Origin of the sequence: Parasphingorhabdus marina DSM 22363 (genome assembly GCF_900128895.1) — a bacterium.
Classification (GTDB): Bacteria; Pseudomonadota; Alphaproteobacteria; order Sphingomonadales; family Sphingomonadaceae; genus Parasphingorhabdus; species Parasphingorhabdus marina.
This window is the reverse complement of record NZ_FSQW01000001.1, coordinates 114,424-140,458: the sequence shown is the minus strand read 5'-3', so window position 1 is coordinate 140,458 and position 26,035 is coordinate 114,424. Positions and strand designations below refer to the sequence as shown.

The following is a 26,035-nucleotide window of genomic DNA, read 5'->3' as shown; positions in this document are numbered from 1 at the left end:
GACCGGTGCTATGTTGCTTCCCTATAGCGCGGTGATCGTCAGGAGCAAGAGGGTGCCGGAAAGTCTTTCCACCCGATAACCGGCCAAATGATAGTGGCTGGTCAGAAAAATTTCGCCAGTTTGAAATTCACTCTGTGCCGGTTCATTCGATACAGCTCATAATTGCTGTCCAGGCGCGAGTAGTTATAATCGATGGATGGCGAAAATCCGAGCAATTTGACTTTTCTGCTGCCGATATATGCACGCCCAAACAGACGCCAGTCCTTGCGCTTTTCGAAGGAGTACAGTGTAATGGCTTCATCGAAACTGGAGCGGCTTATGCTCGTCGACAGACCGGCATTCAGGCCGAATGGCATTTCACCGCCTATGCCCAGATTTGTTCCATAGCTGATGTTTGAATGCCCATCGGAATTCAACAGATCACGGCGAACAAAAACACTTGCCGATGCGATGAGTGATTTGCCGATCAAATGCTCGTAGGTAGCGTTGGCTCCAAGTTGCCAGCCGCTGAAGTCATCACTGAACTTTGATTCTGTACGTCTACCGTCAAGCTCAATTCCGACGCGCTGGCCGCGGCTGAGCGCGGTTTGGAAGCCAATTCGAGCGCCATAATCACGAGTAGCCAATCGTCCGCCATACCATCGCTGTTGCCCGACGGCCTGAAAGGACAGACGGGCATATCTGGCTACACGCAGCTCGGGGCCGACCGCGATCTGACCAACGATGTCATCCGCAGCTTTCCCGGAATAGTTCACGACCTTTGTATTGGCGTCAAAAAGAACTGCAAGCTTGTCTGTCGCTTTTAGCCGCACACCACCGGAAAAGCTCGCTGTTTGACCTATGCCCGAACGTTCGCGGGCATCCTCATCCAGCGTCAAAGGCAATTTGCTGGTGCCAAAGTTGATGTCGATTGTTTCTGCGTCCGTAGCACCGTTGATATTGGTATCGGGCGCAAATCCAAAATCAAAACTGAACCGCCACACCCGCTGATCGCGCAAGATACTGCGTGTGTTGCGAATGGTACGGGCTATCTCTTCGGGAAGATTTTCGTCATTTTGTGCCAGCCTGAAATGATAGTCTGCGCTCGCTTCCTTGCCACTCATGAGATAGGCGCGGGCGAGTTCAAGGCGCACGCGTGTTTGCCCGGGATTATCGTTCAGGATCGCACGGAAATTCTTGATGCCGGTTTTCATGTCACCGCTCTCGACGGCGATAAAGCCGGCGAGGAACCGATGTTGCATCTTGAATTCGGGAACCTGGGCCAGTGCCTCGACAAGAGGTTTGGCCGCTTCATAGTTTTTGCTGAGCACCAGTTCTTCGGCTTTTGCGAGCACCTGCCTGGGTGTCACTTGAAGCCGGCACAGCCCCGACGTGTCACATCGCGGCTGAATCGCCGTCGCGACAGCATTTGCGCTGACATCCGCTGTATCGCCGACGCTCGCCGTTGCCGGGGCCCAGACGAAAGCACTCGCCAGTATCCCCGAAAACAGATCGGCTCTTCCTGATGAAACGACCCTTTTCATCATCAGATCTGCCTATGGCCGCACGCCTGTGAATGCACCCATGATATCGACGCGTTCATCCGGTACACCGCCGACGATTCTGAAACCGCCGCCAACTTCCTCTGCGGCCGGACCGAAAAAGGTTCCGTCAATACTGGATCCGCTCAAATAGCGCTGATCGAGAACAACGTCCGCACCGGGAGCGCTGAATGATGCGCTGTCAAATGCACCCTGAAAACCGCCATATTGCACGAAATCAATTGCTCCGCTGCCGGAAGCGTTGAAGGTCGATCCATTGGCAACCGTATGGGCTGTGCCACCGCCATCATAGAATTGTGGACCAAATACGGTGCCCGTCAGATCCAGGTTGAAGGTATTGGCGCCAAAGTCGACATTGGTTGTCGCTCTCCCCTCAATCCACTGGAACAAGCTGGATTTGAGGACGGTATCCAGATCATCGTTGAAGACCATCGTAGCCACCATGGGGCCGCTGAAGGTCCCCGTTCCGGTGGTCGGGACGTCGTCTCTTGGCGTGACTTCACCAAATGCAAATGCCCCGCGATCAAGTTTGTAGGACTCGATGATCACGCCGTTGTCATCTCTGGACGCAGTGTAGTTGTTGCGGGCAAACCCGGCAAAACTGACATATTGGGTTTCGGTACCCGGCAACTGGTAAAAGAAGGTCGTCGCCACACCGCTGCCGGCATCAGCTTCCGCATCAAGCACAAAATTCAATTCGTTTGGTGCATTTACGCCGAACGGATTTGGCGATCTGGGCAGAATGCTGCCATTCGTGGCAGTGCTGGTTTCCAGATACCGGACGTTTGGGGTAGTGAATTCATTAATACCCACTTGAGGTTCAAGATTTCCGCCAAAATCGGTTCTGTGTGCGGGGTCCTGAAAGGTGGAAGTGATACTGACGCTGGCCAGGGGGTCAACATAGCTGAAAGTGAATTCTGCGCTACGCGGATCGAAGGAAATGGTCACACCGCTATTGCGGACGGTCGTTGCGTTGCTGTTATAAAGCTCGCCACCGCCTTCTGCAATTTCCAAGTGCTGACTGGAGCCGATTCCGTTATAAGTTCTGACTTCCGACGGATCGACAAAACTATGCGGGTTGCCGGTACCACCGCCGCCACCGCCGCCAACCCCGCCACCTGGAGGGGCACTACCACCGGCAGTTTGCGGGCCGGCGCCGCCACAGGCGGCAAGCATGGTTGTACTGGCTAACAGGATCAGAAGGCGCATCGGAATAATTCCTCACATGAGTTCCACATGAGGGCACTGCTATCATTCAGCTGGTTAAGATCGCGTAAACCATCCGAGCTTTTTGCCTGCCCCCGTATCTGGGGAATGCGCAGGCCGGTCTAAAAGCCGGACAAAAAACTATGGTTACTTTCCGCGCTTCTTTCGTTCACTATCCAGGTCGAGCACTTCGCTCAGGCCACCTTCCGGCAGCAGGCCCATGCGCCGGGCAACCTCCTGATAGGCCTCGGCTTCGCCGCCAAGGTCGCGGCGGAACCGGTCCTTGTCCAGCTTTTCGTTGGTTTCCAGATCCCACAACCGGCACCCGTCGGGGCTGATTTCATCAGCGAGGATGATCCGCGAGAAATCTCCGTCGAACAGGCGGCCGAATTCCAGCTTGAAATCCACTAGCCTTATGCCGATCCCGGCAAACATGCCGGCCATGAAATCGTTGATGCGGATCGCCATGGACGAAATGTCCTGCATTTCTTCCTGAGTCGCCCAGCCGAAGCAGGCAATATGCTCTTCGGCAACCAGCGGATCACCCAGGGCATCGTCCTTGTAGCAATATTCCAGCAAGGTGTGCGGCAATGGCGTGCCTTCTTCGATGCCCACGCGTTTCGACAGGGACCCGGCCGCAACATTGCGGACAATGACTTCGATAGGAACAATTTCCACCTGCTTGACCAGCTGTTCCCGCATATTCAGGCGGCGGATGAAATGACTGGGTATGCCGATATGGGTCAGCTGCGAAAAAATATGCTCGCTGACCCGGTTGTTGATCACGCCTTTGCCACTGATCGTGCCCTTTTTCTCCGCATTAAAGGCGGTGGCATCGTCCTTGAAATACTGAATGATGGTGCCGGGTTCCGGACCTTCATAAAGAATTTTGGCTTTGCCTTCGTAGATCTGGCGACGACGGGACATGGGCAGTTTCCTACTCGCATTGGAAGCGAAAAATCATGCCCCGAAAAGTCGAATCGCCTGGACTCGAACCGTTCGGGGCAGCGCAAAGGCTATATAAGCAAAAGCGATGATTGGCGCAATCAATCCTCCTGATTCTCAGCGACCTTCCGTTTGCGGCCCCAGAATGTGCGGTTGGCGGATTTGAAGCGACGGCGGAGATAGATGGCCAGTGCCAGCACCAGTATCCAGGGCAGGGTCGCGGTCACGATCGTGATCAGCGCGCCTATGGAACTGCCGAGCATGCTCGCCATGTTGTTCCAGGCTCTTCTGATGGGAGCAGTAAAGCTTCCCGTTCCGGGTGCATTCGACTCATAATTTACAACAACCTTGCTGAACGCGATGCGTCCTCTCATCTCCTTCAGCCAGCTGCGGGCCTTGTCGATTTCCTCATTGACTTCGGTGACGGCCCGTTCGGCCTTGACCAGTTCTTCCACCGTGCCGGAGCGTGTCTGGAGCAGCTCGGTGAGTCGTTCTGACAAAAGTTCCCGACTGCGAAGCCGGGCTTCGGTGTCGACGATTTGCTTCGACAGATCCTCACCCTCGATCGATGTGGAGGCCTCATATCCCCCTGCTTCTTCGACGATTCCGGTCAGACCGGTGCCAAAGCTTCGGGCCCGGTCTGCTGCAACTTCGAGATGGAGCATCGCGTAGGCATAACTGGCTTCGTCACCGCTGCGTTTCAGGTTGATTACACGACAAACCGCGGGGCCCTGCTGCTCACAATAGGCTGCGTGCTGCTTCTGAACGCCGGATATCTTTCCTGCGGAAATCCGGTATCCAAAGTCATAGCTATAGGCAATTTGGGGACTGGAAACGGGGACGTCATTATCCTGTGCGGGCTCGGAACTCTGGTTCCTCGCGTCTGCAACGGCGTTCTGCATTTCGGCTCTGGCAGAGTCACTCTCATCATATGAATCAAACGGACCAGTGCTCATAGCCTCCATCATGCCGAACTGATTTTGAGGGGCTGACGCGTCAGAGCTGTCGGCGGACACATATTCCGCAGCTTCATATTCCGCGGCCGTTTCGCTGCCATCACTACATGCGGCCAATACCAATAGGGCCGCTCCTGCCAACAAATGTCGTTTCATTGTAAATCCTTCCTTCCGGAACGTGAAAATCGGTTCGCACGCCGCCGACCGCACAGACAGCTGGCGATCGGCGACCATGTTCTATGCTGTGATCGGTTCGGTCGGTCTGGACCTTCTGGACCGATAATATGACCCCGCTATTCCCACGATCAGCAATATGACCAGCGCATAGGGCAGGAACGGACCGAATCCCGATATGCTCGAATACGAGGCATCCAGACGGGTGAAACCAAGTTCGCTGGCAACATTGTCGAGATCGCGCTGGCTCGCATTGAGGCTCGTGGTGAGAGTGGCCAACTGGCCGCGGGCACTTTGCCTGTCGGCGCTGGTGGTGCGGCGGTCGTCAATTATCGCCTGCAGACGGGCCTTTTGCGCCAGCAGTTCCTGCATCCGCAATTGTGCCTGGTCGAGTTGCCGGGTGGCGTTGGTACCGTTGATATTCGCTTCCACACGCTCGCCTCCGAGCTCGCGCGCAATATCTGTCATTTGCCGGGCCAGATCACGTATCCTGTCCGTGGCGACATAGAATTCCAGAGAAGCTTCCACCCCTGCCAGGCCGTCGAGATTCTGGTGAAAATTCGCCAAACGACATTGTTGCGGCCCCATATCGTCACAGGCTGCAACATGGGCATCCTGCATCTTGCCGATATCCTTGCCACTGCCTTCGAACCGATAGGCATGAACATAGGTAAAGTCTGGCATCGTCGCACGGCCTTGGGGGCCATCGGCTGCGGGCGCCTCGCTGCCCGGTTTTGAAGATGAATCGGGCAAAGGCGGCATGGCCAGCCTGCTCGCTTCTTCCTCCAGCGATCCCGGATCCGGGGCCAGTTCTTCGGCTGTCCCGACGTCATCAGAAATTTCCTGACTACAGGCAGTCAGGGTCAGTGCGGCGGCGGATGCCACCAGGATGAGTTTTCGCATAATTGTCCTCTCCGTTAATTGGGGGAACGGGACAGACAGATATTCAGGGATTCAAGGATGGGTCTGTCCCGCTTCAGGGCAGGATGCAAGGAGCCGGTGATCGTCACAATCACCGGCTCCTGCCAGACCTTATTCGGTCTCTTCTTCTTCTTCCGACTCTTCGGCGTCTTCGGACGATTCGTCCCCGGTGCTTTCGTCTTCCGAAGACTCGTCATCGAAATCTTCTTCGGACTCGTCACCGTCTTCGACTTCGGAACCGGCTTCGGGGGATGCCTGCTCCTCTTGTGCACAGGCCGCCAGCGGCAAAGCCAGGGCTGCGGCAGTCAAAAAGATCTTGCGCATTTGTACTTCCTCTCCTCAGTTCAGGGACCAACAGAGTTAATGAGATAATATATCTCCGTCAACGATGAATCGTTTTCCACATACGACGAACCGAGTTTTGGGCCGGATTTCTGCCTGATCCGGACGTAAAAATTTCTGCTCTACGGGTTCCATCAAGGCGCATTTTGCCAGCGGTGAATGCATTCTGCCGACGGTCATCGGAGCAAGTCTCGACTCCCTGGCGCAGGAGAGGCACAAGGTCCGGGCCGGATGTGAAGGAGGTGCCCAAAATCATGACCAGATATGCAACCATCGATGCGGTGATGACGACGCTTTACGAGTGCATTTCCGGTCCACCTGGCGGTCAGGACTGGGAGCGCGACCGGGAAATTTATCATCCGCGCGCGCTGATCACCCGAACGCGGATCGAGGACGGAAGGCCCGTGGCCTATACATTCTCCTATGATGAATTTGTCGAGGCGACGTTCCCCTTGCTCGAAGGCCGCAGTTTTTACGAAATCGAAATCAGTCGTGAAACCGCGAAGTTTGGGCAGATTGCGCATGTCTTTTCGGCCTATGAAGCGCGGGAGACACCCGACCATCCCGACATTCAGTTTCGGGGTGTGAACATGGTGCATCTCTGGAATGACGGAGAGCGCTGGTGGATCATGAGCATCATCTGGGACAATGAACGCGAGGGACTGGAGCTGCCAAATCAGTGGCGACACCAATGAGAGCCGTGGAGAAGAACATGACCGTCGAATATGAAACACGTGGCGACATTGCGATCGTCACAATCAACCGGCCCGAACGGCGCAATGCCGTGGATGGGCCGACGGCCCAAAAGTTGTTTGATGCGTTCGAGCGATTTGATCGGGACGAGAATCTGAACACCGCCATTTTGCAGGGTGCTGACGGTAATTTCTGTGCGGGCGCGGACCTTCAGGCCGTCGCCGCTGGCAAGGGGAACACCGTCGAGAAAACAGGACCACTGGCTCCCATGGGTCCCACCAGAATGCGATTGTCCAAACCAGTGATAGCGGCAGTCGAAGGCTATGCGGTTGCGGGCGGGATGGAACTGGCCCTGTGGTGTGATCTGCGGGTGATGGCGGCATCAGCGCGGTTCGGCATTTTTTGCCGCCGGTTCGGGGTGCCGCTGATCGATATGGGGACGATCCGGTTGCCGCGGCTGATCGGACAGTCCCGTGCCAGCGATCTGATTCTCACCGGGCGGGAAGTGGACGCGGAAGAATCCCTTGCCATAGGTCTGGCCAATCGTGTCAGCGGTGACGGCGAGGCACTCGACATGGCCCTGGAACTGGCCAGGCAGATTTCTGCCTTTCCGCAGAAATGTTTGCGCAATGACCGCCAGTCCATGCATGATCAATGGGCGATGGATCATGACACGGCCATGCGCAACGAGATCGAACTCGGACTGGAAACCTTGCGAAGCGGAGAGACCCTTGCCGGCGCAACGGCCTTTTCGAAAGGCAAAGGTCGGCACGGACAATTCTAGCGGGCTTCAACAATTTTCCGGTTGATGCATTTCGCGCTACACAGCGGGAATCGACCCTGCTATCGCAGCGCTCATGAGTGATGTGACCGATACGCCCGAAGCAACTCCCGAAGACGAATTTGACGCGATTGTCGACGCGCCGTTCGATGCCGCATTGTCGGAGCGCTACCTGATCTATGCCATGTCGACGATCACTGCCCGGTCGCTTCCGGATCTGCGTGACGGGCTGAAACCCGTGCACCGCCGTTTGCTCTGGGCGATGCGCCTGCTCAAGCTGGATCCGGCGCAGGGGTACAAGAAATGCGCCCGCGTGGTTGGCGACGTGATCGGCAAATATCATCCCCATGGCGACCAGTCGGTCTATGACGCGATGGTTCGTCTGGCCCAGACATTTTCACTGCGCTATCCGCTGGTCGACGGGCAGGGGAATTTCGGCAATATCGACGGCGATAACGCGGCGGCCTATCGCTATACCGAGGCCCGGCTGACCCGGACGGCGATCGAACTGATGCACGGGCTGGATGAAGGGACGGTCGATTTCAAGCCGACCTATAATGGCGAGGACGAAGAGCCGGAAATCATGCCGGGGCTGTTCCCGAACCTGCTGGCCAATGGCGCCAGCGGGATTGCGGTCGGGATGGCCACCAGCATTCCCTCGCACAATGTCGCCGAAATCATCGATGCCGCGACCCTGCTGATTGACTCGCCGAAGACCGAGCATGCCGAGATCATGGAAATCGTGAAGGGACCGGATTTCGCCACGGGTGGCACGCTGGTCGACCCCAAGTCGGTTATCGATGCGGCCTATGAAAGCGGTCGCGGCGCCATGCGCCTGCGCGCAAAGTGGCACAAGGAGGATGCGGAGGGGCGCGGCGCCTGGCAGGCGGTAGTCACCGAAATTCCCTATCAGGTGCAAAAGGGCAAGCTGATCGAACAGATCGCGCAGCTGATCGCCGACAAGAAACTGCCGATTCTCGCCGATATCCGTGATGAGTCCGATGAACAGATCCGCATCGTGCTGGAACCGAAAAACCGGGCTGTGGATGTTGACCTGCTGATGGATAGCCTGTTCCGGATGAGTGATCTGGAGAATCGCTTCTCGCTCAACATGAATGTGCTCGACGACACCCGGACGCCCAAGGTGATGGGGATCCGGGAAGTGCTCAAGGAGTGGATCAAGCACCAGATCGAAGTCCTGGTGCGCCGTTCGCAGCACCGGCTGGAAAAAATCGATGCCCGGCTGGAATTGCTCGATGGCTATATTATTGCCTTCCTCAATCTCGACCGGGTGATCGAGATCATCCGCTACGAGGATGATCCCAAGGGCGAACTGATGAAGGAATTCAAGCTCAGCGATCGCCAGGCCGAGGCTATTCTCAACATGCGGCTGCGCAGCTTGCGCAAACTGGAAGAAATGGAGCTGCGTTCCGAACGCGACAAGCTGCAGGAAGAGCGCCAAGGGCTGGAGAAGCTGATTGCCAGCCCGGCAAGGCAGAAGACGCGGCTGAAAAAGGACCTCGCCGGACTGCGCAAGCTTTATGCGGAAGATACCGAGCTTGGCAAACGGCGCACGTTGCTCGAGGAGGCGGCTCCGGCGCGCGAAATTCCGCTGGAGGCGATGATCGAAAAGGAACCGGTCACCGTCATCATGTCGCAGCGCGGCTGGATCAAGGCGATGAAGGGCCATGCCGACCTGTCCCAGCCGGAAAGCTTCAAGTTCAAGGAGGGCGATGGCCCCAGATTCGCGTTCCATGCCCAGACCACCGACAAGCTCCTGATGTGTTGTGATAATGGGCGCTTCTATACCATCGGAGCGGACAAGTTGCCCGGTGCGCGCGGTTTTGGCGAACCGGTGGCGTCCATGGTCGATATGGAGCCGGGAACCGAGCCGGTGGCGCTGATGGTCGCGCATCCCGAGGGCCGTTTGCTGATAGCCTCAACCTGGGGCCGGGGCTTCATCGCAAAAATCGCCGATGTCGTGGCGGAAACCAAAAAGGGCCGGCAGGTCGTCAACCTGAAAGGCGATGCCCGCCTGCTGGTCGTCCGCACCGTACCCGAGCAGGCGGATCATGTTGCGGCAATCGGCGAGAACCGCAAGCTGGTCGTTTTCGCGCTGTCCGAAATGCCGGAAATGGCCAAGGGGCAGGGCGTGATGTTGCAACGGTACAAGGATGGCGGACTGTCCGACGCGACATGCTTCACGCTGGAGGAAGGCCTGAGCTGGGCCATGGGTGGCGATACGGGCCGAACCCGCACGGAAAATGATCTCACCATGTGGCGCGTGGCCCGCGGAGCCGCTGGCCGCTTGCCACCGACCGGATTTCCGAAAAGCGGGAAGTTTGACTGACTAACGCCAGCATCCGGCCTGCCCCGAATTGGCTCCAACGGCGATGACAATATCGGACCGCTGCTCGACAATGTGATGCTTGAAATCGTCAGTCCGGCGGTGCCCGAACCAGCCACCTGGGCGATGATGATCGGGGGCTTCGGTTTGGTAGGCGGGGCCATGCGTCGTCGCAAGAAGCTGACTGCCCAGCCGGCGCTCGCCTGACACCAGCCTGACCGGTTCAGCGGGTCGACGCCTGCCGGACCATCAGTTTTGCAAGTTCAAAGGCTTCCCTGTCACCGGGGAAGCCTTTTTCGATCCACGCCTGTTCAATTTCGCGCAGCGTCTCCGCGACAATCGGCCCGCGCTCCAGACCCATCTCCACCAGATCCCCGCCACCGATGGGAAATTCGGGTTTTGTCCAGTTCTCCAGAAGCGCGAGACTAGCAGGCAGATCGCTGTCTTGGGCAAATAGCAGGGCCATGTCCCGCGCTGCATCTGCCCCATGATGATAGGCCAGCGCCGGGATCGCCTCCGGGACCGGCGACGGCTCGCTGAGCCGGCTGGTAACCGCACGCCGCATCTTTTTGGAAAAGCGCAAGAGCGTGACAATCTTGAGCGACAGGTCACTATCCTTGGGAAGCAACGCGATCAGACGCCGCAACGGATCGGCGGAGACGTCCATCTCCGTTTCGCGCCGGATCAAACGGGCGAGCAGCAGTTCGGCCTCCCCGTCCGTTTCCGCAAATATATGGGCAAACAGTCCGGCCTGGAACATCTGGCCAACCGCGAAGACCGGATTTTTGGTCGCGAGCAGTTTCATCAGCTCGTCGGCAATACGCTCGCGAGACAGGGAGCGGAGACTGGCTGCCGCCTGTTTGCATGCCGCAAAGGCGTCCTGATCGACCGCATCATTTCCAAAGCGCGCCAGAAACCGGAAATAGCGCATGATCCGCAAATGATCCTCGGCAATGCGTTCGGTGGCGGAACCGATAAACCGGACATGGCGGGTCTCGAGATCCCGGGTTCCATGGAAATAGTCATGAACCTCCAGCGTCACCGGATCGGCCGAAAGCGCGTTGATGGTGAAATCCCGTCGTGCAGCGTCTTCTTTCCAGTCATCGGTAAAGGCGACAGTCGCGCGCCGTCCGTCGGTGGAGACATCGCTGCGCAGGGTGGTGATCTCCACCGGTCCGTCGTCGGTCACCGCGGTGACGGTTCCATGCGCAAGCCCGGTCGGGATGACCTTGATTTTCGCCGCTTTCAACCGGTTAATCACCGCTTCCGGCGTCAGTGTCGTGGCAAGGTCAACATCCGATACCGGCAGGCCGAGCAGCGTGTCGCGCACCGCGCCGCCGACAAACCGGGTGTCACCTTGATCTCCGCCGAGTAGCGCCACCAGATTTTTGAGAGACTCGCGCTGATGCCAGCTCGCGGGTGGCAATTTCATGATGCCCACCCCAGCCGCCTGGACAGGTTTACCAGGATCCCGGCGGTAATGCCCCAGATCCGCCGGTTCTCCCAGTTGATCTGATAATATTGCCGCCGCGCCCCGCGCCATTCGCCGACATGGGCACTCTGGTTCTTGGGATCGAGAATGAAGTCCAGCGGGGCCTCGAACCAGTCGGCGACCTCTTCCGGACATGGCACGAGCGGCAGGTCCGGCGGGATAACGCCGAGGACAGGCTGGATCTTGTAGCCGCTGCCTGAATGATACAAATCGGTCTCCCCGATAATATCGACCTCTCCGCGGGCGAGGCTGACCTCTTCATTGGCCTCGCGCAAGGCGGCATCCACGGCGTCCCGGTCTTCCGGATCAATCTTGCCGCCGGGAAAAGCAACCTGCCCCGGATGGTTGCGCATATAGTCGGGGCGCTGGACAAAGATCACGCCCGGATCGGGCCGATCGGTAATCGCAATCAGCACCGCGGCATCGCGCAGGCTGTCCACATCGGCGACAAAATCCCGTTCGTCCGACATGTGCGCGTCCAGATCATTGGCATGTCCGGTGCGCAATGCCGCCGACAGGCGATCGCGGAGACCTTGCGAACAGCGTGTCATGGTCCCGCGTCAATCGCGAAAAAAGTGCCATGACTCCAGATGCCAAATGGCTCCAGATTGTCTTCCAGTGCCATTTCGGCCAGCGTGTAATAGACCGGTCGGGCCAGGACGGCTTCGAGGCCCCGGCGCACGGTCAGATAGGGTTGCGGTGCATCGGTTCCAGTCGGGAAACGCAGTGGATGTTCCTGGTCGGCGAGAACGAGATGATCCGTGTTGAGCCGGAACGCCAGTTTCCGGTCTGCGCCGGTCCCTGAACTCTCCATTTCCACGGCCACAAATGGTACATCGTCAACCGCTATGGCCAGTTTCTGATAGGGAGTGACCAGGGCGAAGCTGCCATCTTCTTCCCGGCGCAACAGAGTCGAGAATGCCCGGACCATCGCCGGTCGGCTGATTGGATCTCCCTGATGAAACCAGCCACCATCAGATGCAATCCGCATCTCGCTGTCGCCGGTTTCCTGTGGATCCCACTGCTCGACGGGCGGCAGTTTCTGCTGCGCAACCAGATCCGCAATATCGGACAGGGACAGTGAAGCCATTTCGGGCGGTGGAGCATAGGGCATGCAACAGGCCTATTGTGGCCCGAACTGTTTGTAAATCCTGGTTTGCCTTTTGGCGTCAGGGACTTGCCGGGCGGACCCAGGGACCCAGCTTGCCCTTTTTAGGCAATTTGGCGGTTTCATGCGCCCGGACCAGCAGACGGTCCGGTTCCCAAGGGCCGGGCAAAGTCCAGCCTCGTGTGCGCGCCGGGGAGAAATCGAAGAAGCGGTCATAATAGGCCGGGTCGCCGATCATCACGAGAGGCAGGCTTTCGCCTTCCTGCAATTCCTTGAGCATTGCGCCCAGCATCGCCTTGCCGACGCCCTCTCCCTGGCAGTCGGGATGGACGGCGACTGGTCCGACCATGATCATCGGATGCATTTTCCCCTGTTCATCGGTGAGCGCCACCGGCCAGCATTGCAAGGAACCAAGCAATTCATTTTCCGCACTGTCTACCGCCGCTACGCTCAGGCCTTCCAGTATATTCATGCCTTCGCGCACCTTGTAGGCGGTTCTCTCGTGGCGATCCTTACCGAACGCCGCATCAAGCAACTGCTCGACCAGCGCGGGATCAATTTCGACAAGCGGAATAATGCTAATCACGGTGTAATTTCCATCCGTCGGTCACAAGCGAAAACGCGCGTCTAGCCCCAATCCCGGCATCTGTCGACTGGTCGGCAAAAATTGTCACAATCTGAACCATTGGTTGGGGGAAAAGGAGCTGATTGCACTATGCCCGCCCGGTGTCTAAAAGACCGGAACAAAAGGGAGTAAGGGTGTGAACGAACAGACAGACGGCAGCGCAGAAGTTGCGACATCCGGCGGCAAGCTGGCGAGTTTGCGAAAAGATCCAAAGGGCTGGCTGGTTCTGGTCATTGCCGTGGGCGCCGTGATCACCTTTTTCGGAGCGGCTGCGGGTGGCGGTTTCGGCCTGTGGGGCTGGCAGGCTGGCCTCTCAATCCTGCCCTTTACCGGACTGGCGGCGCTCATCGCGCTGATTATCGCCATTGTCGGCATCATTCTCGACCGGAGGAAGGGGCGCAAGACCCGGTGGCCGCTCCTTGGTCTCGGTACTGTCATCACATTGGGATTTCTGAGTTTCCTGGCCAGCTATGCCTTCACCATTGCTACCTTGCCGGCCATCCACGACATCACCACCGATCTGGCCGATCCGCCACAGTTTTCGGCCTTGCCGCTTCGCGCAGATAACTGGGACAATATTCCCGGTGCGGATGACAGCGATATGCAGGGCATGAATCCCCGCCAGCGCTGGGCGACATTGCACCAGGACGCCTATCCCGACATCCGGTCCGTGCGGATTGACGAGCCTGTCGCCGATGTCATTGAAAAGGCCCGCCGGCTCGCAGAGGACCGCGGGTGGGAGGTAGCCAGTATTGATCCCGCGGCCGGCCATCTGGAAGCCACTGCGACCATTTCATTGTTCCGCTTCAAGGATGATGTCGTAATCCGGGCGCGTGCCGCGGATAATGGCGACGCCAGTATTATCGACATGCGTTCGGTCTCGCGGGTCGGCATCCACGATCTCGGAGCCAATGCGGAACGTGTCCGGGAATTTCTCAGCGATCTGTCAGGCACCACTACGGCGTCCCGCTGAACCGGCGCGCGTGCCAGCTGTACGCTCTGACCAAGCGAAGGCTATTCGGGTGGTGTCAGCCTTAACAGGCGTCCGCCTTCCCCGTCTTCGAGGACCCACATGGCGCCGTTTGGCCCCTGTTCAAGCTCGCGGATCCGGGCACCCATGGAAAAGCGCTCGGCTTCCCGGGCTTCTTCCCCGTCAAAACTGACGCGAATGATCGCTTCGCTGGCGAGACCTCCGATAAAGGCGCTGCCCTTCCACGCAGGGAACAGGTCCCCGGAATAGAAAACCAGTCCGGCCGGAGCAATGGTCGGGACCCAGGCGACATCGGGTGCATCAAATTCCGGGCGGGTGTCGTGATTGGGTATATCCTTGCCGTCATAGTGCACGCCTTCCGACACGATCGGATAGCCGTAATTGGATCCGCGCTGGACAAGGTTCAGTTCATCCCCGTCCCGAGGTCCCATTTCGGTGTTCCACAGCCGGCCTTCACTATCATAGGCAATGCCCAGGATATTGCGGTGACCGAGAGACCAGATGTCGGGCAGTGCGCCTTCCTGATCGACAAAAGGGTTGTCCTCCGGAATGCTGCCGTCGGGATAAAGCCGGACGATCTTGCCCATGTTGCTGGCCATGTCCTGGGAGGGATCGAACTTCTGGCGTTCGCCGGACCCGATGAACAGATATTTGCCATCGGGCGAGAAAACCATGCGGTGAGAATAGTGTCCGCGCCCGGTGACCTTGGGCGTCTGCGTCCAGATGACTTTCAGATCCTCCAGCGCCAGATTCTCGCTCCCCAGATCCAGCTTCGCCATGCCGACGACTGCCCCGCGGGTATTATCGTCTCCGGCCTCCGCCCAGCTCAGGTAAATGGTCCCGCTGCTCGCGAAATCGGGCGCCAGGATGACATCGCCAAAGCCGCCCTGACCGCCATAAGCCACGTCGGGGACATTTGCGATTTCTGTCTTGCTGCCGGAATTATCGACGAGGAGCAATTTGCCGGCTTTTTCGGTCACCAGCATCCGGCCATCCGGCAGGAAAGTCATCGCCCAGGGTTCGTCAAAAACGGCAATTTCAGTTTTTTCAAATGGCATACGGTCAACCGGCGAAATATCCGCCAGCGCCGCTCGTTCTTCGGAGGCTGCGTCGGTAGCCTGGGCGTCCTCGCTGTTGGTGCATGCTACAAGTGCAATCGGGAGAGCAATTAAACTGAGGGTTTTCATAAATTGTCCTGTCGGCATGAGGGTTTGCGTTCCGGTTTGAAGATGGTCGCAATATAGGGACTGAGACCGGAATTTCCTAGGTTTTTCCGCTGCATCCGGTGCTGTTCACGGGTTACTTACCATTTTTGGTTAAAGCCCGGGCCATGTTCGGACCAAAATCATCCGGGGCGGACCCGCGTCCGCAATCTGCGGTCTCGTCCGGTGTCGGCCTCGCCGGACTGATCGGGCTGGGCTGCTGGGTCCTGATCGCTCGTCAATATGGCATGGACGGGCCCTATTCGGCGCTCGCGGCCTGCGCCGCCTGTGCGCTCCCGATGATCATCTGGTCGCTGCTCTATGACAAGGTCCATCTGCGCCCGACAACGGGCATTGACTGGCAAAACCCCAGACCGCTGAAAGAGACGCTGGATGTCAGTATCGTCAAGCTGACCGGCCTCTGGGCAACCTGGGGACTGATCGCGCTGATCTACTGTATCGGCCGCTGGTATTGGACCGGTCAATATCAGTTCTCGATGGACATGATGGAGACCGTTGCACCCTGGCTGGTCGCCATTTCCGTTCCCTATGTTCTGTGGCTCGACCGCTATCTGGTCGACCCGCGCGACGGGGCCTGGCATCTCGGCCAGTTCCTGATCCGTCAGCGGGGCAGTTTTGAACCGGAACAGATCTATCACCACCTGCGCGCCTGGGCGGTAAAAGGCTTTTTCCTCGCGTTCATGATCTCGATTGTGCCCGGCGGCTTCGGCGATTTTGTCCGGCTGGATTTTGCGGAAATTGCCGGCGACCCCGTCGCGATCGCGCACTGGCTGATCGTCGCCATGTTCGTGGTCGACGTGCAGTTTGCGACGGTCGGCTATCTGCTGACCATGAAGCCGCTCGATGCGCATATCCGCACGGCCAATCCCTATCTCGGCGGCTGGGTCGCGGCCCTGATCTGCTACCCGCCCTTTGCGCTGATGTATCCTGGCGGTCCGCTGCATTATGAGGTGGACACGGCGGGCTGGGACTACTGGTTCCAGGGCCATGAGACTTTGCTCTGGATCTGGGGCAGCCTGCTGGTCATCCTGACCGCTATCTATGCCTGGGCAACGGTGGCCTTTGGTCTGCGCTTCTCCAATCTCACCCATCGCGGAATCTTGACCCATGGCCCCTATTCCTGGACCAAGCACCCGGCCTATATGGCGAAGAATGCCTATTGGTGGCTGGCCTCGCTGCCGTTCCTGACCGTGGGCGGCAATTATACCGACATGATCCGCAATGCCGTGATTCTGGCTGCGGTCAGCGGTGTCTATTACTGGCGAGCGAAGACCGAGGAAAAGCATTTGCTCGCCGATCCGGCCTACAAGGAATATGCCGAGTGGATGGACCGCAATGCCCCGATCCCGCGCGCGATCAACTGGGCCAAGCGCCGCAGTGGCTGGTGGGGACCGGACAAGGGACGTACGCCCGATATCCAGCCCGCCGAATAATCCGGAAGAGAGTCTTCCCAAGCCGCATATCCGGGCCTATCCCGGAGACATGACAACCATGGGTTCAGACGGAAAGGCGCGCTGTTTCGGCGGACAGGCGGGCAAGGAATTTTACGGCGACTATCACGACAATGAATGGGGAGTGCCTGTTCATGATGACCAACTGCTGTTCGAAGACCTGATCCTGGAAGGGGCTCAGGCCGGCCTGAGCTGGGAAACCGTGCTGCGCAAACGCGATGGCTACCGCCGCGCCTTTCATGGCTTTAACATCGAAAGATGTGCAGAAATGAGCGACACCGAACTGGAAGCGTTGCGCGAGGATGAGGGAATTATCCGCAATCGCCTGAAAATCTATTCTGTGCGCAAGAACGCGCGAATCTTTCTGGACATGCAAGAAGAATTTGGCAGTTTCGACAGCTGGTTGTGGGAACATCTCAATGGGCCGCCACCAATCAATCGCCCGGCAAGTTTTTCGGATATGGCAACGACCAGTCCGGTCAGCGATACCATCTCCAGGTCTCTCAAGAAGCGGGGCATGAGCTTTGTCGGCAGCACAATCATTTACGCCTATATGCAGGCGATCGGGATGACCGATGATCATCTGAAAGGATGCTGGAAAGCATGAAGGACAGGTTTGAACGGCACAAGCAGCCCTGGAATTCCGAAGAAATCCAGAAGCTGCATGCCTTTGCCAAAAAGGGGATGACCCTCAAGGCGATCAGCAAGGCGCTGACCCGCAGCGAGGAATCGATCAGGAAACGGGCGAAGCAGGACAAGCTCAAGATTGCCCGCAAACGCTAGCGGCGGGATCAGCCAGCCACGGGCTCGAGCCCCATGGCGACACGACCGGTAAACTGATGCTGCCGTTTCTCGGGCAGCGGATGAAATTGCCCGGCATGGGCATCGCGAAGCAGGCGTTCAATACCGGCACCGCGCATGAACCCGCCGCCGCCGCTGGCTTCCAGCGCCTTTTCGCAGGCCAGAATGACGTGATTGGCGCAGATCGTCTTGCGCGCAAGGATCTGGCTGGCGAGCTGTTCGCTGGGCGCAAAGGTCAGATCGTCACAGAGGTCCACCATGGAATCGACCGCCAGCTGTGCGGTGGTCAGGGCATTTTCCATTTCTCCGACAAGAAATGGCGTGACCGGATCCCCGGCACGTTTTTTGGCACGTTCCCTTGCGATCTCTGCCGCGGCTTCTGCCACGCCGGTGTAAACCGACATGATGAGCGGCATGGCGACGGTCACGATGATGCTGAATGCGCCATGAAATGGTCCGCGGGGCCGCTTGAGACCGACCGCTTCCTCGGGAACGAACACATCCTTGAAACGCAGGGTTTGCGACCCGGTGGCACGCATGCCCATGGCTTTCCAGTCGTCGAGAAATTCGACGCCCTCGCTTTTCAGGCTGAGGGGGAAATGCAGTACAGACGGCCCGTCTTCGGGACAGTCAATGGCGCATGACGTGATCGCCAGGTCTCCACAGGGCGAGCCGCTGCCGAAAGGCTTGATCGCGTTGACCTTGTAGCCGCCGTCGACACGGGTGGCCTCACCATTGGATTCCAGCCAGTCATTGGCGCCGGTGCTGACAAGGACCAGCTCGCCCGCGGCGACCTTTTCCAGCAGGGCCTGTCCGGGATTGCCGGATTCATGATTTTTTCGCGCGGCGCTGACCAGATGCTGGTGCATCGCCACGGCGAGAGCGGTCGACGGGCAGTCTTTGGCGAGCCGCCGCAAAAAGGCGCACATCTCGCGATGGGACAGGCCACGTCCGCCGAATTCGACGGGCACCTGACCGGAAAAAATCTTCTGATCCTTGAGGATTTTGTAATTGTCGAAAACAAACGCGTCGTCCTGTTCAAATTGCGACGAGTGTTCTGCAAATTTCGCGCCGAGCTCGGCGGCTTCTGCGACCATTGATTCTGTCGTCATGGTTTTGCCTCCTGAATGTCCGGTGGCGGGACCCTTTGCCGATCCCGCCCCGTTTGATTGTCAGACTATGCAGCCTGTGCCTCGGCACCGGCCATAGCATGAACGTCGGCGGCTTTCAGCATCTGGCCGCCAATACCCCAGTCGCCCTGTTCGACTTCCTGAATCCGGACCCAGGTGACCGGCCGCAGGGCTTCGCCTTCGATGGCGACCATGGTTTCGGTGACGCGGGAAATAATGTCCTGCTTCTGCTCCGGGGTGAATACATCCTTGATGACGTCAATTGTTACGAGTGGCATTGTGTTTCTCCTGTAAGTTGAGCCGGACCATCCGGCGACAGGAGCTTCTCTAGGCGGACCCGGTCTCGGGGTTTAGTTCACGCATTGAAGCATTGCGCTACAAAGTATAGAGTATCCCACTACAGAAGTTGAACTTAGCTTCAGAAGTTTGCTGTTGAGGGGAAGAGCTTATGAAATATGGTCAGTTTTGCCCGATTGCCAAAGCCACCGAAATTCTGGGTGAAAAATGGACGATCCTGATTGTCCGCGAACTGCTGATGGGTGGGCGCAGGTTTAACGAATTGCAGCGCGGTCTGGGGGACATATCCCCGGCCTTGCTGACCAGCCGGCTGAAATCGCTGGAAGAACAGGGCATGGTTGTACGGCGCAAGCTGCAAGGGCAGAAAGGCTATGAATATTACCCCACCGAAGCCTGTGAGGCGCTGCTCCCGGTTCTGGTGAATCTGGGAGAATGGGGTTTGTGCTGGGCGCGGCACACGGTGCTGGGAGAAGATATCGATCCCGAATTCCTGATGTATTATCTGGAACGCAGCATAAACCCGGCCAAGCTGATCGGCGACCAGACGGTGATCCGTTTTCACTTCAATGATATCGATGAACAGAAAAACTGGTGGCTGCTGGTCAATGGTGAGAAAGTCGATCTGTGTCTCAAGGATCCGGGCAAGGACGTGGATGTCTATTTCACCTGTTCCATTGTGACCATGCACGATGTCTGGATGGGGGATCGCACTTATCGTGAGGCCATAAAGTCCGGCGACCTGTTTGTGGAGGGAGAAGCGGCACTGACGCGCAACATTTCTTCCTGGCTCACACCCAGCGTATTCGCCGAATCCCCCCGGACAGCTGTGGCGGCCTGACAGACCGCCAACCGCAGATGATAGCGGGAACCGGCTAAACAATCAGACGTTGGACGACCATGGCCAATAGCAAACACTGGATCGAACCACATCCGCAGGGGATTTATGTCCGGCCGGCGGATGTCTGGATTGATCCGTCCGGCGCACAGCCGCGGGCGGTGGTCACCCATGGCCATGCCGACCATGCGCGCGGCGGCCATGGCCAGGTCTGGGCCACGCGTGAGACCCTCGCGATCATGGGATTGCGGTACGGCACCGATGCCGGAACGGCCTTGCGCTATGGAGAAACGATGGAAGAGGGCGGCGTGACCTTCAGTCTCCATTCGGCGGGCCATGTGCTGGGTTCTGCCCAGATTCTGATGGAGTATCAGGGTGAGCGGGTGGTCGTGACCGGGGATTACAAGCGCCGGCCAGACCCGACCTGCGCACCATTTGAGCTGGTCCCCTGTGATATTTTCATTACCGAGGCGACTTTTGGACTGCCGGTCTTCACCCATCCGCCGATCGCGGGGGAAATCGGGAAGCTGTTTGACCGGCTGGAGGCAGAGCCGGAGCGCTGCGTTCTGGTCGGCGCCTATGCACTGGGCAAGGCGCAGCGGGTAATCGCCGAATTGCGGGCGGCCGGGTGGGACGAACCCGTTTACCTGCATGGCGCGCTGGAGAAAATGTGCCGGCTTTACGAAGATCTGGGGGTCGATCTGGGCATGTTGCGATCGGTTGCCGACACGCCGAAAGAAGAGATGGCGGGCAAGATTGTTCTTTGCCCGCCCTCGGCGCTCACCGATCGCTGGAGCCGGAGGCTTCCCAATCCGGTGACGGCCATGGCCTCCGGCTGGATGCGGGTGCGTGGCCGGGCGCGGCAGCGCAATGTCGAACTGCCGCTGATCATCTCCGACCATGCGGACTGGAACGAGCTGACCAGCACGATTGCGGATCTCTCACCGCGGGAAACCTGGATCACCCATGGCAGCGAAGATGGCCTGTTGCGCTGGTGCGAACTGACTCAGCGCAAGGCGCGGGCGCTGGCGATGGTTGGCCGCGGGGAAGAGGATGACGGCTGATGCAGCGCTTCGCCGCCCTGATTGACCGGCTGATCTACACCCGTTCGCGCAATGCCAAGCTGCACGCGCTGGCGACTTATTTGCGGGAAACGCCGGATCCGGATCGCGGCTGGGCGCTGGCGGCGCTGACTGACAGTCTGGATTTTCCGGCGGTAAAAAGCTCGACGATCCGCAATCTCGCCGGAACCCGGATTGATCCTGACTTGTTTCGTCTGTCGCGTCATCATGTCGGAGACACGGCGGAGACAGTCGCGCTGATCTGGCCGGGCAGCGAGGGAGTGGAGCCGGAAGATCAGCGCCTGTCGACGGTGGTGGATGCGCTTGCGGCAACGACCCGGACGACGGCACCCGATGCGGTTGCCGATCTGCTCCATCGTATGGATGTCGACAGTCGCTATGCGATGCTCAAACTCGCGCTTGGCGGCATGCGCATCGGGCTTTCCGCGCGCCTCGCAAAAACCGCCTTTGCGCAGGCCTTCGACGTATCGGTCGATGCGGTCGAGGAATATTGGCACGCGCTGGAGCCGCCCTATACCGAGCTTTTCGCTTGGGCAGCCGACGGTGGCCCGGCCCCGGATCTCTCTGCGATTCCGTTTTTCCGGCCGTTCATGCTGTCGCACCCGTTCGAGGGTGAAAGCCTCGACCTCACCGAATATGCCGCGGAGTGGAAATGGGATGGCATCCGCGTGCAAATTGCGCGGATCGCTGGCGAAACCCGGCTCTACAGCCGTGGCGGGGACGAAATCAGCAAGGCCTTTCCCGATGTTGTTGCGGCTTTTGACGTTGATGGCGTGGTCGATGGCGAGCTGATGGTGCGCGGCGAAGCCCAGGGTGCGGATGTCGCCGGCGGTGGCGCGGCCAGTTTCAACGCCCTGCAGAAACGGCTGGGCCGCAAAACCGTATCGAAAAAAATGTTGCAGGAGGCACCGGCCTTTATCCGCCTTTACGATCTGCTGGTCGATGGGGGTACCGACCGGCGGGAACTGCCCTGGGATCAACGGCGGGGGCATCTTGAAGATTTTGTGCCGCGCCTCACTGCAGATCGCTTTGACTTGTCGCAGGTGATCGATGTGCCGGATTTTGAAGCGCTGGCAGAGCTTCGGGCATCCTCGCGCGATGCGGCAATCGAGGGCGTCATGCTCAAACGCCGGGACAGCCCCTATCTTTCCGGTCGCAAGGTCGGGCATTGGTACAAATGGAAACGCGACCCGCTGACAGCGGATTGCGTGATGATGTACGCCCAGCGCGGCAATGGCCGGCGCGCGTCCTTCTATTCCGACTATACATTTGGCTGCTGGAGCGATGAAGGTCAGTTGCTTCCGGTTGGCAAGGCCTATTCCGGCTTCACAGACGCTGAGCTCAAGATGCTCGACCGGTTTGTCCGGCAGAACACGCTGAACCGCTTTGGTCCGGTGCGGGAAGTGGCGAAGACTCTGGTGCTCGAAGTGGCTTTCGATTCCATTCATGACAGTAAACGGCACAAGTCGGGACTCGCCATGCGTTTCCCCCGCATTCACCGCATTCGTCAGGACAAGCCACCGGAAGAGGCGGACCGGGTGGCAACGCTGAAGGCGATGGTACCCTAGGCCGCGTCAAATGCGACCGTCATGCGCTGCCCGGAGCAGGAAAACGGGACCGTTCCATGATACAGAAAACTCGGGAAAAGCGCGAGATGACCGGCGCGCGGCTTGATCATATGAACCGGTTCAAGCGCCATGGGGATGTCTTTTGGCGGGTGGCCCAGTTGCAAGTGGCCGGCCCGCTCCTTGTCATTCAGTTCGGGTATGCTGATATAGCAGGCCGAGCTGATCTTGCCGCCCGGGTGCAGATGGCTGGTGTGATAGCCACCGGCGGTGGCACGGATCGACCAGCCGCCCGTAATCCTGATCGCTGACTGTCGATGCTTCAATAGTGGATGCGCGGGATCAGGATCGGGCAGGGTTGCGAACCAGGTATCGACGGCCGATTGCAGGCGATTGAACAGATGGACGAGCAGCGGATTTCTGTTGCGCTGCAGATTTCCCCGGGTCTGGGTCCCGTTGCGGACGCTCTGGCCGACCGGCTGATACTGGGACGCGTGCAATTTTTCGAGAAGGGCCGTCAGGTCTTCCAGCTCTGTGTCGTCCAGACCAACCGGGGCAAAGGAAATCAGCCCCCCATTCCGGAACAGCCAGTCATGGCGGGGGTCCTTGCGGGATCTCCAGATCAATTCGGTGAGCGCCCAGGCGGTCAGGTCCTCGGGATTTTCCTCCCGCGCCTGATCGAGCAGGACGGAAGCCCGGTCGAGCTGGTTCATCCGCATGTGCTGCCGGGCCTCGTTGACAGCGCGCCCGGTGAGTTGGTCTGGCAGTTCGGCGAAAAGCTGCATGGCGCGTCGGTGGTCGCCGGCCGAACCGGCATGCATGGCTTCGATCAATTGCAGCACGGGATCCGCAAAGCCGGCATTGATCGCGGCCCGGGCCCCATCAGCAGCCTCTTCGAAGCGTTCGACGGCCGCCAGCAGGTCAATGTAAAGGTTCCATAATGCGGGATTTTTCGGCTGTTGCCCGAGTGCCTGTTCGAGATCAAAGAGGAAATTTTCCCGATCCCCGGTCTCCCAGCGCAGCCGTGCCAGTGCGGCATGGCCGTCCACCCAGTCCGGCGCGCGGCGGATGATATCGGTGAGATGTGCGAACGGATCGCGGTCTCCGGAATCCACCCGTGCCACAGCATGCTGGATGATCAGGGCACCGTTATAGGGGTCGGTTTCGAGCGCCCTTTCCAGTTTGACGCCCCGTTCCGGGTCGCCCTCCTCCGCCGCACGCAAGGCGCTGCGAGTTGTCTCCTTAAGCTGCGGATTCCCCATCATGTCCCTCCCGATGCCCCCATCGGTGCCGGTGCATGCCGGGATGTAATTCCTGACGGATTATTGGCCGCCGAGCGCCCTCCCGGCATCCGGCACTGACCATTCTGGTCAGTCCAGAGATATTGGAAAGTTGATGTCGACCGGCGTGATTCGGCCGTCGATCAGCGCAGCCAGGCATCGACCAATGGCCGGTTCTGTTCGATCAACAGCAAGGTGGGATTTCCCAATCGCGCTTTTTCGCTGGGCAAGCGCTTCGCATTTGTCCTATGCCCAGGAGGCAATCGGGGAATGGAATGTCGGGATCGCAACTTCGCTCTGTCTTGGCCATCTGGCTCTCGGTCGTCCTTGCCCTCGCTCCTGCCCAGTCCGCTCCGCCGCCGCTAACCGCAGAGCGGATCGCCGAAATTGACAGCTTCGTCGAACAGCGCATGGCAGATCTGGCTGTCCCGGGTGTTGCCATTGCGCTGATCGCGGATGGCGAGATTGTGCATGCCAGGGGCTTTGGCGTGACACATGCCGAAGGCGAGCCGGTGACCGAAAATACCGCGTTCATGATCGGATCGATCAGCAAGCCATTTACCGCAACCGCCATTTTGCAACTGGCGGACCAGGGCGTGCTGGGTCTTGATGACCCGGTCGTGCAGCATTTGCCTTGGTTCCGGACCCGGGAAAAATCCAGGTCTGACGCGATCACCATCCGCCATCTGCTCAGCCATCGCAGCGGACTTTCGATGTTTGACGGCAACCGCAACCAGGACGGTGTCAGCAATGCGGCAGACGCGCTGGAGCAAGTGGTACGCGACATGGCGAATTTGCAACTGGTCTCGGCTCCCGGTGCCCGGTACCAATATTCCAACGCCAATTATCAGATACTCGGGCTGCTGCTCGAGCAGCTTGGCGGTCGGCCCTATGAAGACGCGGTCACTGCCAGCATCATTACCCCGGAAACCATGCCGGACAGTGGGGCAGGGCAGTTGCAGCCGGGTACCGCAGGCGCGGCGCTGGGGCATCGCTACTGGCTGACACGGCCACAGCTCTATCGCGGCGAGATTGGCCGCGCCGTGGTCGCGCAAGGCGGCGTGCATGCCTCGAGCCGGGACCTGGCTGGATTTCTGATCCATTTTCTCAATCGCGATGGCCATTTCCTGTCACCCGAAATGCAGGATCAAATGCTGACCCCTTCGGAGCCCGGGTCGTCCGCCCGATATGCGCTGGGCTGGTTTGTCCGCGATTTTGACGACGACCGGCTGGTCTTTCATACCGGCAGCAATCCCGGCTATCAATCGATCGCCGGTTTCTCGCCGGAACACCGATATGGCTTCGTGGTGCTGGCCAATGCCACCACGAGTTTTGGCAACAGGGAGATTGGCCGCCTGACCTGGGGAGTGGGTAACCTGATGATGGGTCAACCAGTGCCACCGGCTTCTCCCGATATCCTGTCCCGGATCGCCTATTTCGGGATCTGCCTGTTCCCGCTGTTCATGGTCATGGTGATGATCGGATTCCTCACCATCCGCAAAAAGCTTGTTCCGGTGAGCGGCAAATTCCGGTCCAGTTCGACGATCACACGACTGCTTCTGCCGTCGCTGATCCTTGCGGGAATTGCCTGGCTGCTTTTGTTTGGGATTCCCCGGGCCAACGGCGCGCCCATGTCGGCAATATCGCTGTTCAACCCGGACCTCGGCCTGTTGCTCCAGACCGGGGGCTATCTTGCGCTGTTCTGGGCCGCTGTGCGGCCGTTTTTGCGCTGGGGAGCAGGTCGAGCCTAGTCCCCGGACAGGTGCAGGACCACTTCCCGCTGATGCGGGTGGCGGCGATGTTCGAACAGATAGATGCCCTGCCATGTGCCCAGCACCAGCCGGCCTGCCACCACCGGGATGGCAAGATGCGTCTGGGTCAATGCTGCCTTGACATGGGCCGGCATGTCGTCCGGTCCTTCACTGTCATGCAGGTAATGCGATCCCTCCGGTGCCAATCGATCAAAGGCGGCGACAAGATCATCCTGCACTTCCGGTGCGGCATTTTCCTGAATGACCAGCGATGCGGAGGTGTGACGACAGAAGAGTGTCAACAGGCCGGTGGCGATCTCTGTCTCCGCCACCCAGTCTGCGGCTTCGCGGGTGAATTCGGTCAGTGACGGGCCGTGGGTGGCAATGGTAAGGCTGTTGGTATGATGGGGCATGGAGCGCTGTTATCACCAATTTGTTCTGTTGGGGAACCGTGTGTTGTTGCAGGCAGGGAGTTAAATCTGCATTGTCCCGAAAGCG

26 protein-coding genes and 1 pseudogene are annotated in these 26,035 nt (G+C 58.8%); 12 read left to right on the top strand and 15 right to left on the bottom strand.

Features of this window, described 5'->3' with window-relative positions:
- Positions 1-101 precede the first annotated feature (101 nt).
- The 6 genes from BUQ90_RS00715 to BUQ90_RS00690 form a co-directional block, all read right to left on the bottom strand.
- Positions 102-1,193, bottom strand: coding sequence for a surface lipoprotein assembly modifier (locus BUQ90_RS00715; RefSeq protein ID WP_159436999.1), 1,092 nt, complete (start codon positions 1,191-1,193; stop codon positions 102-104).
- Positions 1,194-1,535: 342 nt separating this feature from the next.
- Positions 1,536-2,750: a transferrin-binding protein-like solute binding protein gene (locus tag BUQ90_RS00710; RefSeq protein ID WP_074203260.1), complete on the bottom strand. Its 1,215-nt coding sequence runs from the start codon at positions 2,748-2,750 to the stop codon at positions 1,536-1,538.
- 144 nt (positions 2,751-2,894) lie between these two features.
- Positions 2,895-3,674 carry a phosphoribosylaminoimidazolesuccinocarboxamide synthase gene (purC, locus tag BUQ90_RS00705; RefSeq protein WP_074203259.1) on the bottom strand — a complete coding sequence of 260 codons (780 nt, stop codon included), beginning with the start codon at positions 3,672-3,674 and terminating at the stop codon, positions 2,895-2,897.
- A gap of 119 nt (positions 3,675-3,793) precedes the next feature.
- Positions 3,794-4,804 carry a DUF4349 domain-containing protein gene (locus BUQ90_RS00700; protein ID WP_074204776.1) on the bottom strand — a complete coding sequence of 337 codons (1,011 nt, stop codon included), beginning with the start codon at positions 4,802-4,804 and terminating at the stop codon, positions 3,794-3,796.
- 81 nt (positions 4,805-4,885) lie between these two features.
- Positions 4,886-5,725 (bottom strand): DUF4349 domain-containing protein, encoded by an 840-nt coding sequence (locus BUQ90_RS00695; protein WP_074203258.1) that lies wholly within the window; start codon positions 5,723-5,725, stop codon positions 4,886-4,888.
- A 129-nt stretch (positions 5,726-5,854) separates the two neighbouring features.
- Positions 5,855-6,067 (bottom strand): hypothetical protein, encoded by a 213-nt coding sequence (locus BUQ90_RS00690; RefSeq protein ID WP_074203257.1) that lies wholly within the window; start codon positions 6,065-6,067, stop codon positions 5,855-5,857.
- A gap of 272 nt (positions 6,068-6,339) precedes the next feature.
- Between BUQ90_RS00690 and BUQ90_RS00685 the strand changes: the two genes are divergently transcribed.
- The 4 genes and pseudogenes from BUQ90_RS00685 to BUQ90_RS00670 all read left to right on the top strand — a co-directional run.
- A complete protein-coding gene (locus tag BUQ90_RS00685; RefSeq protein WP_143182677.1) occupies positions 6,340-6,780 on the top strand; it encodes a hypothetical protein in 441 nt (146 codons plus the stop codon).
- Positions 6,781-6,797: 17 nt separating this feature from the next.
- Positions 6,798-7,562, top strand: coding sequence for a crotonase/enoyl-CoA hydratase family protein (locus BUQ90_RS00680; protein WP_074203255.1), 765 nt, complete (start codon positions 6,798-6,800; stop codon positions 7,560-7,562).
- 73 nt (positions 7,563-7,635) lie between these two features.
- The gene (parC, locus tag BUQ90_RS00675; RefSeq protein WP_074203254.1) at positions 7,636-9,909 is read left to right on the top strand and encodes a DNA topoisomerase IV subunit A; all 2,274 of its coding nucleotides are present in this window, start codon (positions 7,636-7,638) and stop codon (positions 9,907-9,909) included.
- Between the two features lie 54 nt (positions 9,910-9,963).
- Positions 9,964-10,113: pseudogene (locus BUQ90_RS00670) on the top strand (PEPxxWA-CTERM sorting domain-containing protein); the annotation flags it as partial.
- A gap of 16 nt (positions 10,114-10,129) precedes the next feature.
- Here the strand turns inward: BUQ90_RS00670 and BUQ90_RS00665 are convergent.
- The 4 genes from BUQ90_RS00665 to BUQ90_RS00650 are packed head-to-tail and all read right to left on the bottom strand — an operon-like array spanning position 10,130 to position 13,092.
- A complete protein-coding gene (locus BUQ90_RS00665) occupies positions 10,130-11,338 on the bottom strand; it encodes a CCA tRNA nucleotidyltransferase (RefSeq protein ID WP_074203253.1) in 1,209 nt (402 codons plus the stop codon).
- The gene (locus BUQ90_RS00660) at positions 11,335-11,949 is read right to left on the bottom strand and encodes a CoA pyrophosphatase (RefSeq protein WP_074203252.1); all 615 of its coding nucleotides are present in this window, start codon (positions 11,947-11,949) and stop codon (positions 11,335-11,337) included. Before BUQ90_RS00660 ends, BUQ90_RS00665 begins: the two co-directional genes overlap by 4 nt.
- Positions 11,946-12,512 carry a DUF1285 domain-containing protein gene (locus BUQ90_RS00655; RefSeq protein WP_074203251.1) on the bottom strand — a complete coding sequence of 189 codons (567 nt, stop codon included), beginning with the start codon at positions 12,510-12,512 and terminating at the stop codon, positions 11,946-11,948. The genes BUQ90_RS00660 and BUQ90_RS00655 overlap by 4 nt, the downstream gene beginning before the upstream one ends.
- 55 nt (positions 12,513-12,567) lie before the next feature.
- A complete protein-coding gene (locus BUQ90_RS00650; RefSeq protein ID WP_074203250.1) occupies positions 12,568-13,092 on the bottom strand; it encodes a GNAT family N-acetyltransferase in 525 nt (174 codons plus the stop codon).
- A gap of 175 nt (positions 13,093-13,267) precedes the next feature.
- On the opposite strand from BUQ90_RS00650, the gene BUQ90_RS00645 reads away from it, so the two are divergent.
- On the top strand, positions 13,268-14,104 hold the full coding sequence (locus BUQ90_RS00645; RefSeq protein WP_074203249.1) for a DUF1499 domain-containing protein: 837 nt from the start codon (positions 13,268-13,270) through the stop codon (positions 14,102-14,104).
- 41 nt (positions 14,105-14,145) lie between these two features.
- On the opposite strand, the gene BUQ90_RS00640 is transcribed toward BUQ90_RS00645, so the two are convergent.
- Positions 14,146-15,309 carry a PQQ-dependent sugar dehydrogenase gene (locus BUQ90_RS00640; RefSeq protein WP_074203248.1) on the bottom strand — a complete coding sequence of 388 codons (1,164 nt, stop codon included), beginning with the start codon at positions 15,307-15,309 and terminating at the stop codon, positions 14,146-14,148.
- Between the two features lie 143 nt (positions 15,310-15,452).
- Here BUQ90_RS00640 and BUQ90_RS00635 point away from each other — a divergent pair, with 143 nt between their 5' ends.
- From BUQ90_RS00635 to BUQ90_RS00625, 3 genes are read left to right on the top strand one after another with little or no spacing between them, the layout of a single operon-like run.
- Positions 15,453-16,778: a methyltransferase family protein gene (locus BUQ90_RS00635; protein WP_074203247.1), complete on the top strand. Its 1,326-nt coding sequence runs from the start codon at positions 15,453-15,455 to the stop codon at positions 16,776-16,778.
- A gap of 49 nt (positions 16,779-16,827) precedes the next feature.
- A complete protein-coding gene (locus BUQ90_RS00630; RefSeq protein WP_074203246.1) occupies positions 16,828-17,403 on the top strand; it encodes a DNA-3-methyladenine glycosylase I in 576 nt (191 codons plus the stop codon).
- Entirely contained in the window at positions 17,400-17,579 is a 180-nt protein-coding gene (locus BUQ90_RS00625) for a hypothetical protein (RefSeq protein WP_074204775.1), read from the top strand. Before BUQ90_RS00630 ends, BUQ90_RS00625 begins: the two co-directional genes overlap by 4 nt.
- 8 nt (positions 17,580-17,587) lie before the next feature.
- Here BUQ90_RS00625 and BUQ90_RS00620 read toward each other — a convergent pair whose 3' ends face one another.
- Together BUQ90_RS00620 and BUQ90_RS00615 are read right to left on the bottom strand one after the other, a co-directional pair.
- On the bottom strand, positions 17,588-18,709 hold the full coding sequence (locus BUQ90_RS00620; RefSeq protein WP_074203245.1) for an acyl-CoA dehydrogenase family protein: 1,122 nt from the start codon (positions 18,707-18,709) through the stop codon (positions 17,588-17,590).
- Between the two features lie 65 nt (positions 18,710-18,774).
- Entirely contained in the window at positions 18,775-19,005 is a 231-nt protein-coding gene (locus tag BUQ90_RS00615; protein ID WP_074203244.1) for a tautomerase family protein, read from the bottom strand.
- Between the two features lie 170 nt (positions 19,006-19,175).
- On the opposite strand from BUQ90_RS00615, the gene BUQ90_RS00610 reads away from it, so the two are divergent.
- The 3 genes from BUQ90_RS00610 to BUQ90_RS00600 are packed head-to-tail and all read left to right on the top strand — an operon-like array spanning position 19,176 to position 22,509.
- Positions 19,176-19,862 (top strand): winged helix-turn-helix transcriptional regulator, encoded by a 687-nt coding sequence (locus BUQ90_RS00610; protein ID WP_074203243.1) that lies wholly within the window; start codon positions 19,176-19,178, stop codon positions 19,860-19,862.
- Between the two features lie 59 nt (positions 19,863-19,921).
- Positions 19,922-20,923, top strand: coding sequence for a ligase-associated DNA damage response exonuclease (locus BUQ90_RS00605; RefSeq protein ID WP_074203242.1), 1,002 nt, complete (start codon positions 19,922-19,924; stop codon positions 20,921-20,923).
- Positions 20,923-22,509: a cisplatin damage response ATP-dependent DNA ligase gene (locus BUQ90_RS00600; RefSeq protein WP_074203241.1), complete on the top strand. Its 1,587-nt coding sequence runs from the start codon at positions 20,923-20,925 to the stop codon at positions 22,507-22,509. The genes BUQ90_RS00605 and BUQ90_RS00600 overlap by 1 nt, the downstream gene beginning before the upstream one ends.
- On the opposite strand, the gene BUQ90_RS00595 is transcribed toward BUQ90_RS00600, so the two are convergent.
- Positions 22,506-23,771 (bottom strand): putative 2OG-Fe(II) oxygenase, encoded by a 1,266-nt coding sequence (locus BUQ90_RS00595; protein WP_084192403.1) that lies wholly within the window; start codon positions 23,769-23,771, stop codon positions 22,506-22,508. The genes BUQ90_RS00600 and BUQ90_RS00595 overlap by 4 nt on opposite strands.
- Before the next feature lie 290 nt (positions 23,772-24,061).
- Between BUQ90_RS00595 and BUQ90_RS00590 the strand changes: the two genes are divergently transcribed.
- Positions 24,062-25,537, top strand: coding sequence for a serine hydrolase domain-containing protein (locus BUQ90_RS00590; protein ID WP_074203239.1), 1,476 nt, complete (start codon positions 24,062-24,064; stop codon positions 25,535-25,537).
- Here the strand turns inward: BUQ90_RS00590 and BUQ90_RS00585 are convergent.
- Positions 25,534-25,950 carry a secondary thiamine-phosphate synthase enzyme YjbQ gene (locus tag BUQ90_RS00585; RefSeq protein WP_074203238.1) on the bottom strand — a complete coding sequence of 139 codons (417 nt, stop codon included), beginning with the start codon at positions 25,948-25,950 and terminating at the stop codon, positions 25,534-25,536. The two genes, BUQ90_RS00590 and BUQ90_RS00585, sit on opposite strands and share 4 nt — an antisense overlap.
- Positions 25,951-26,035: the final 85 nt, after the last annotated feature.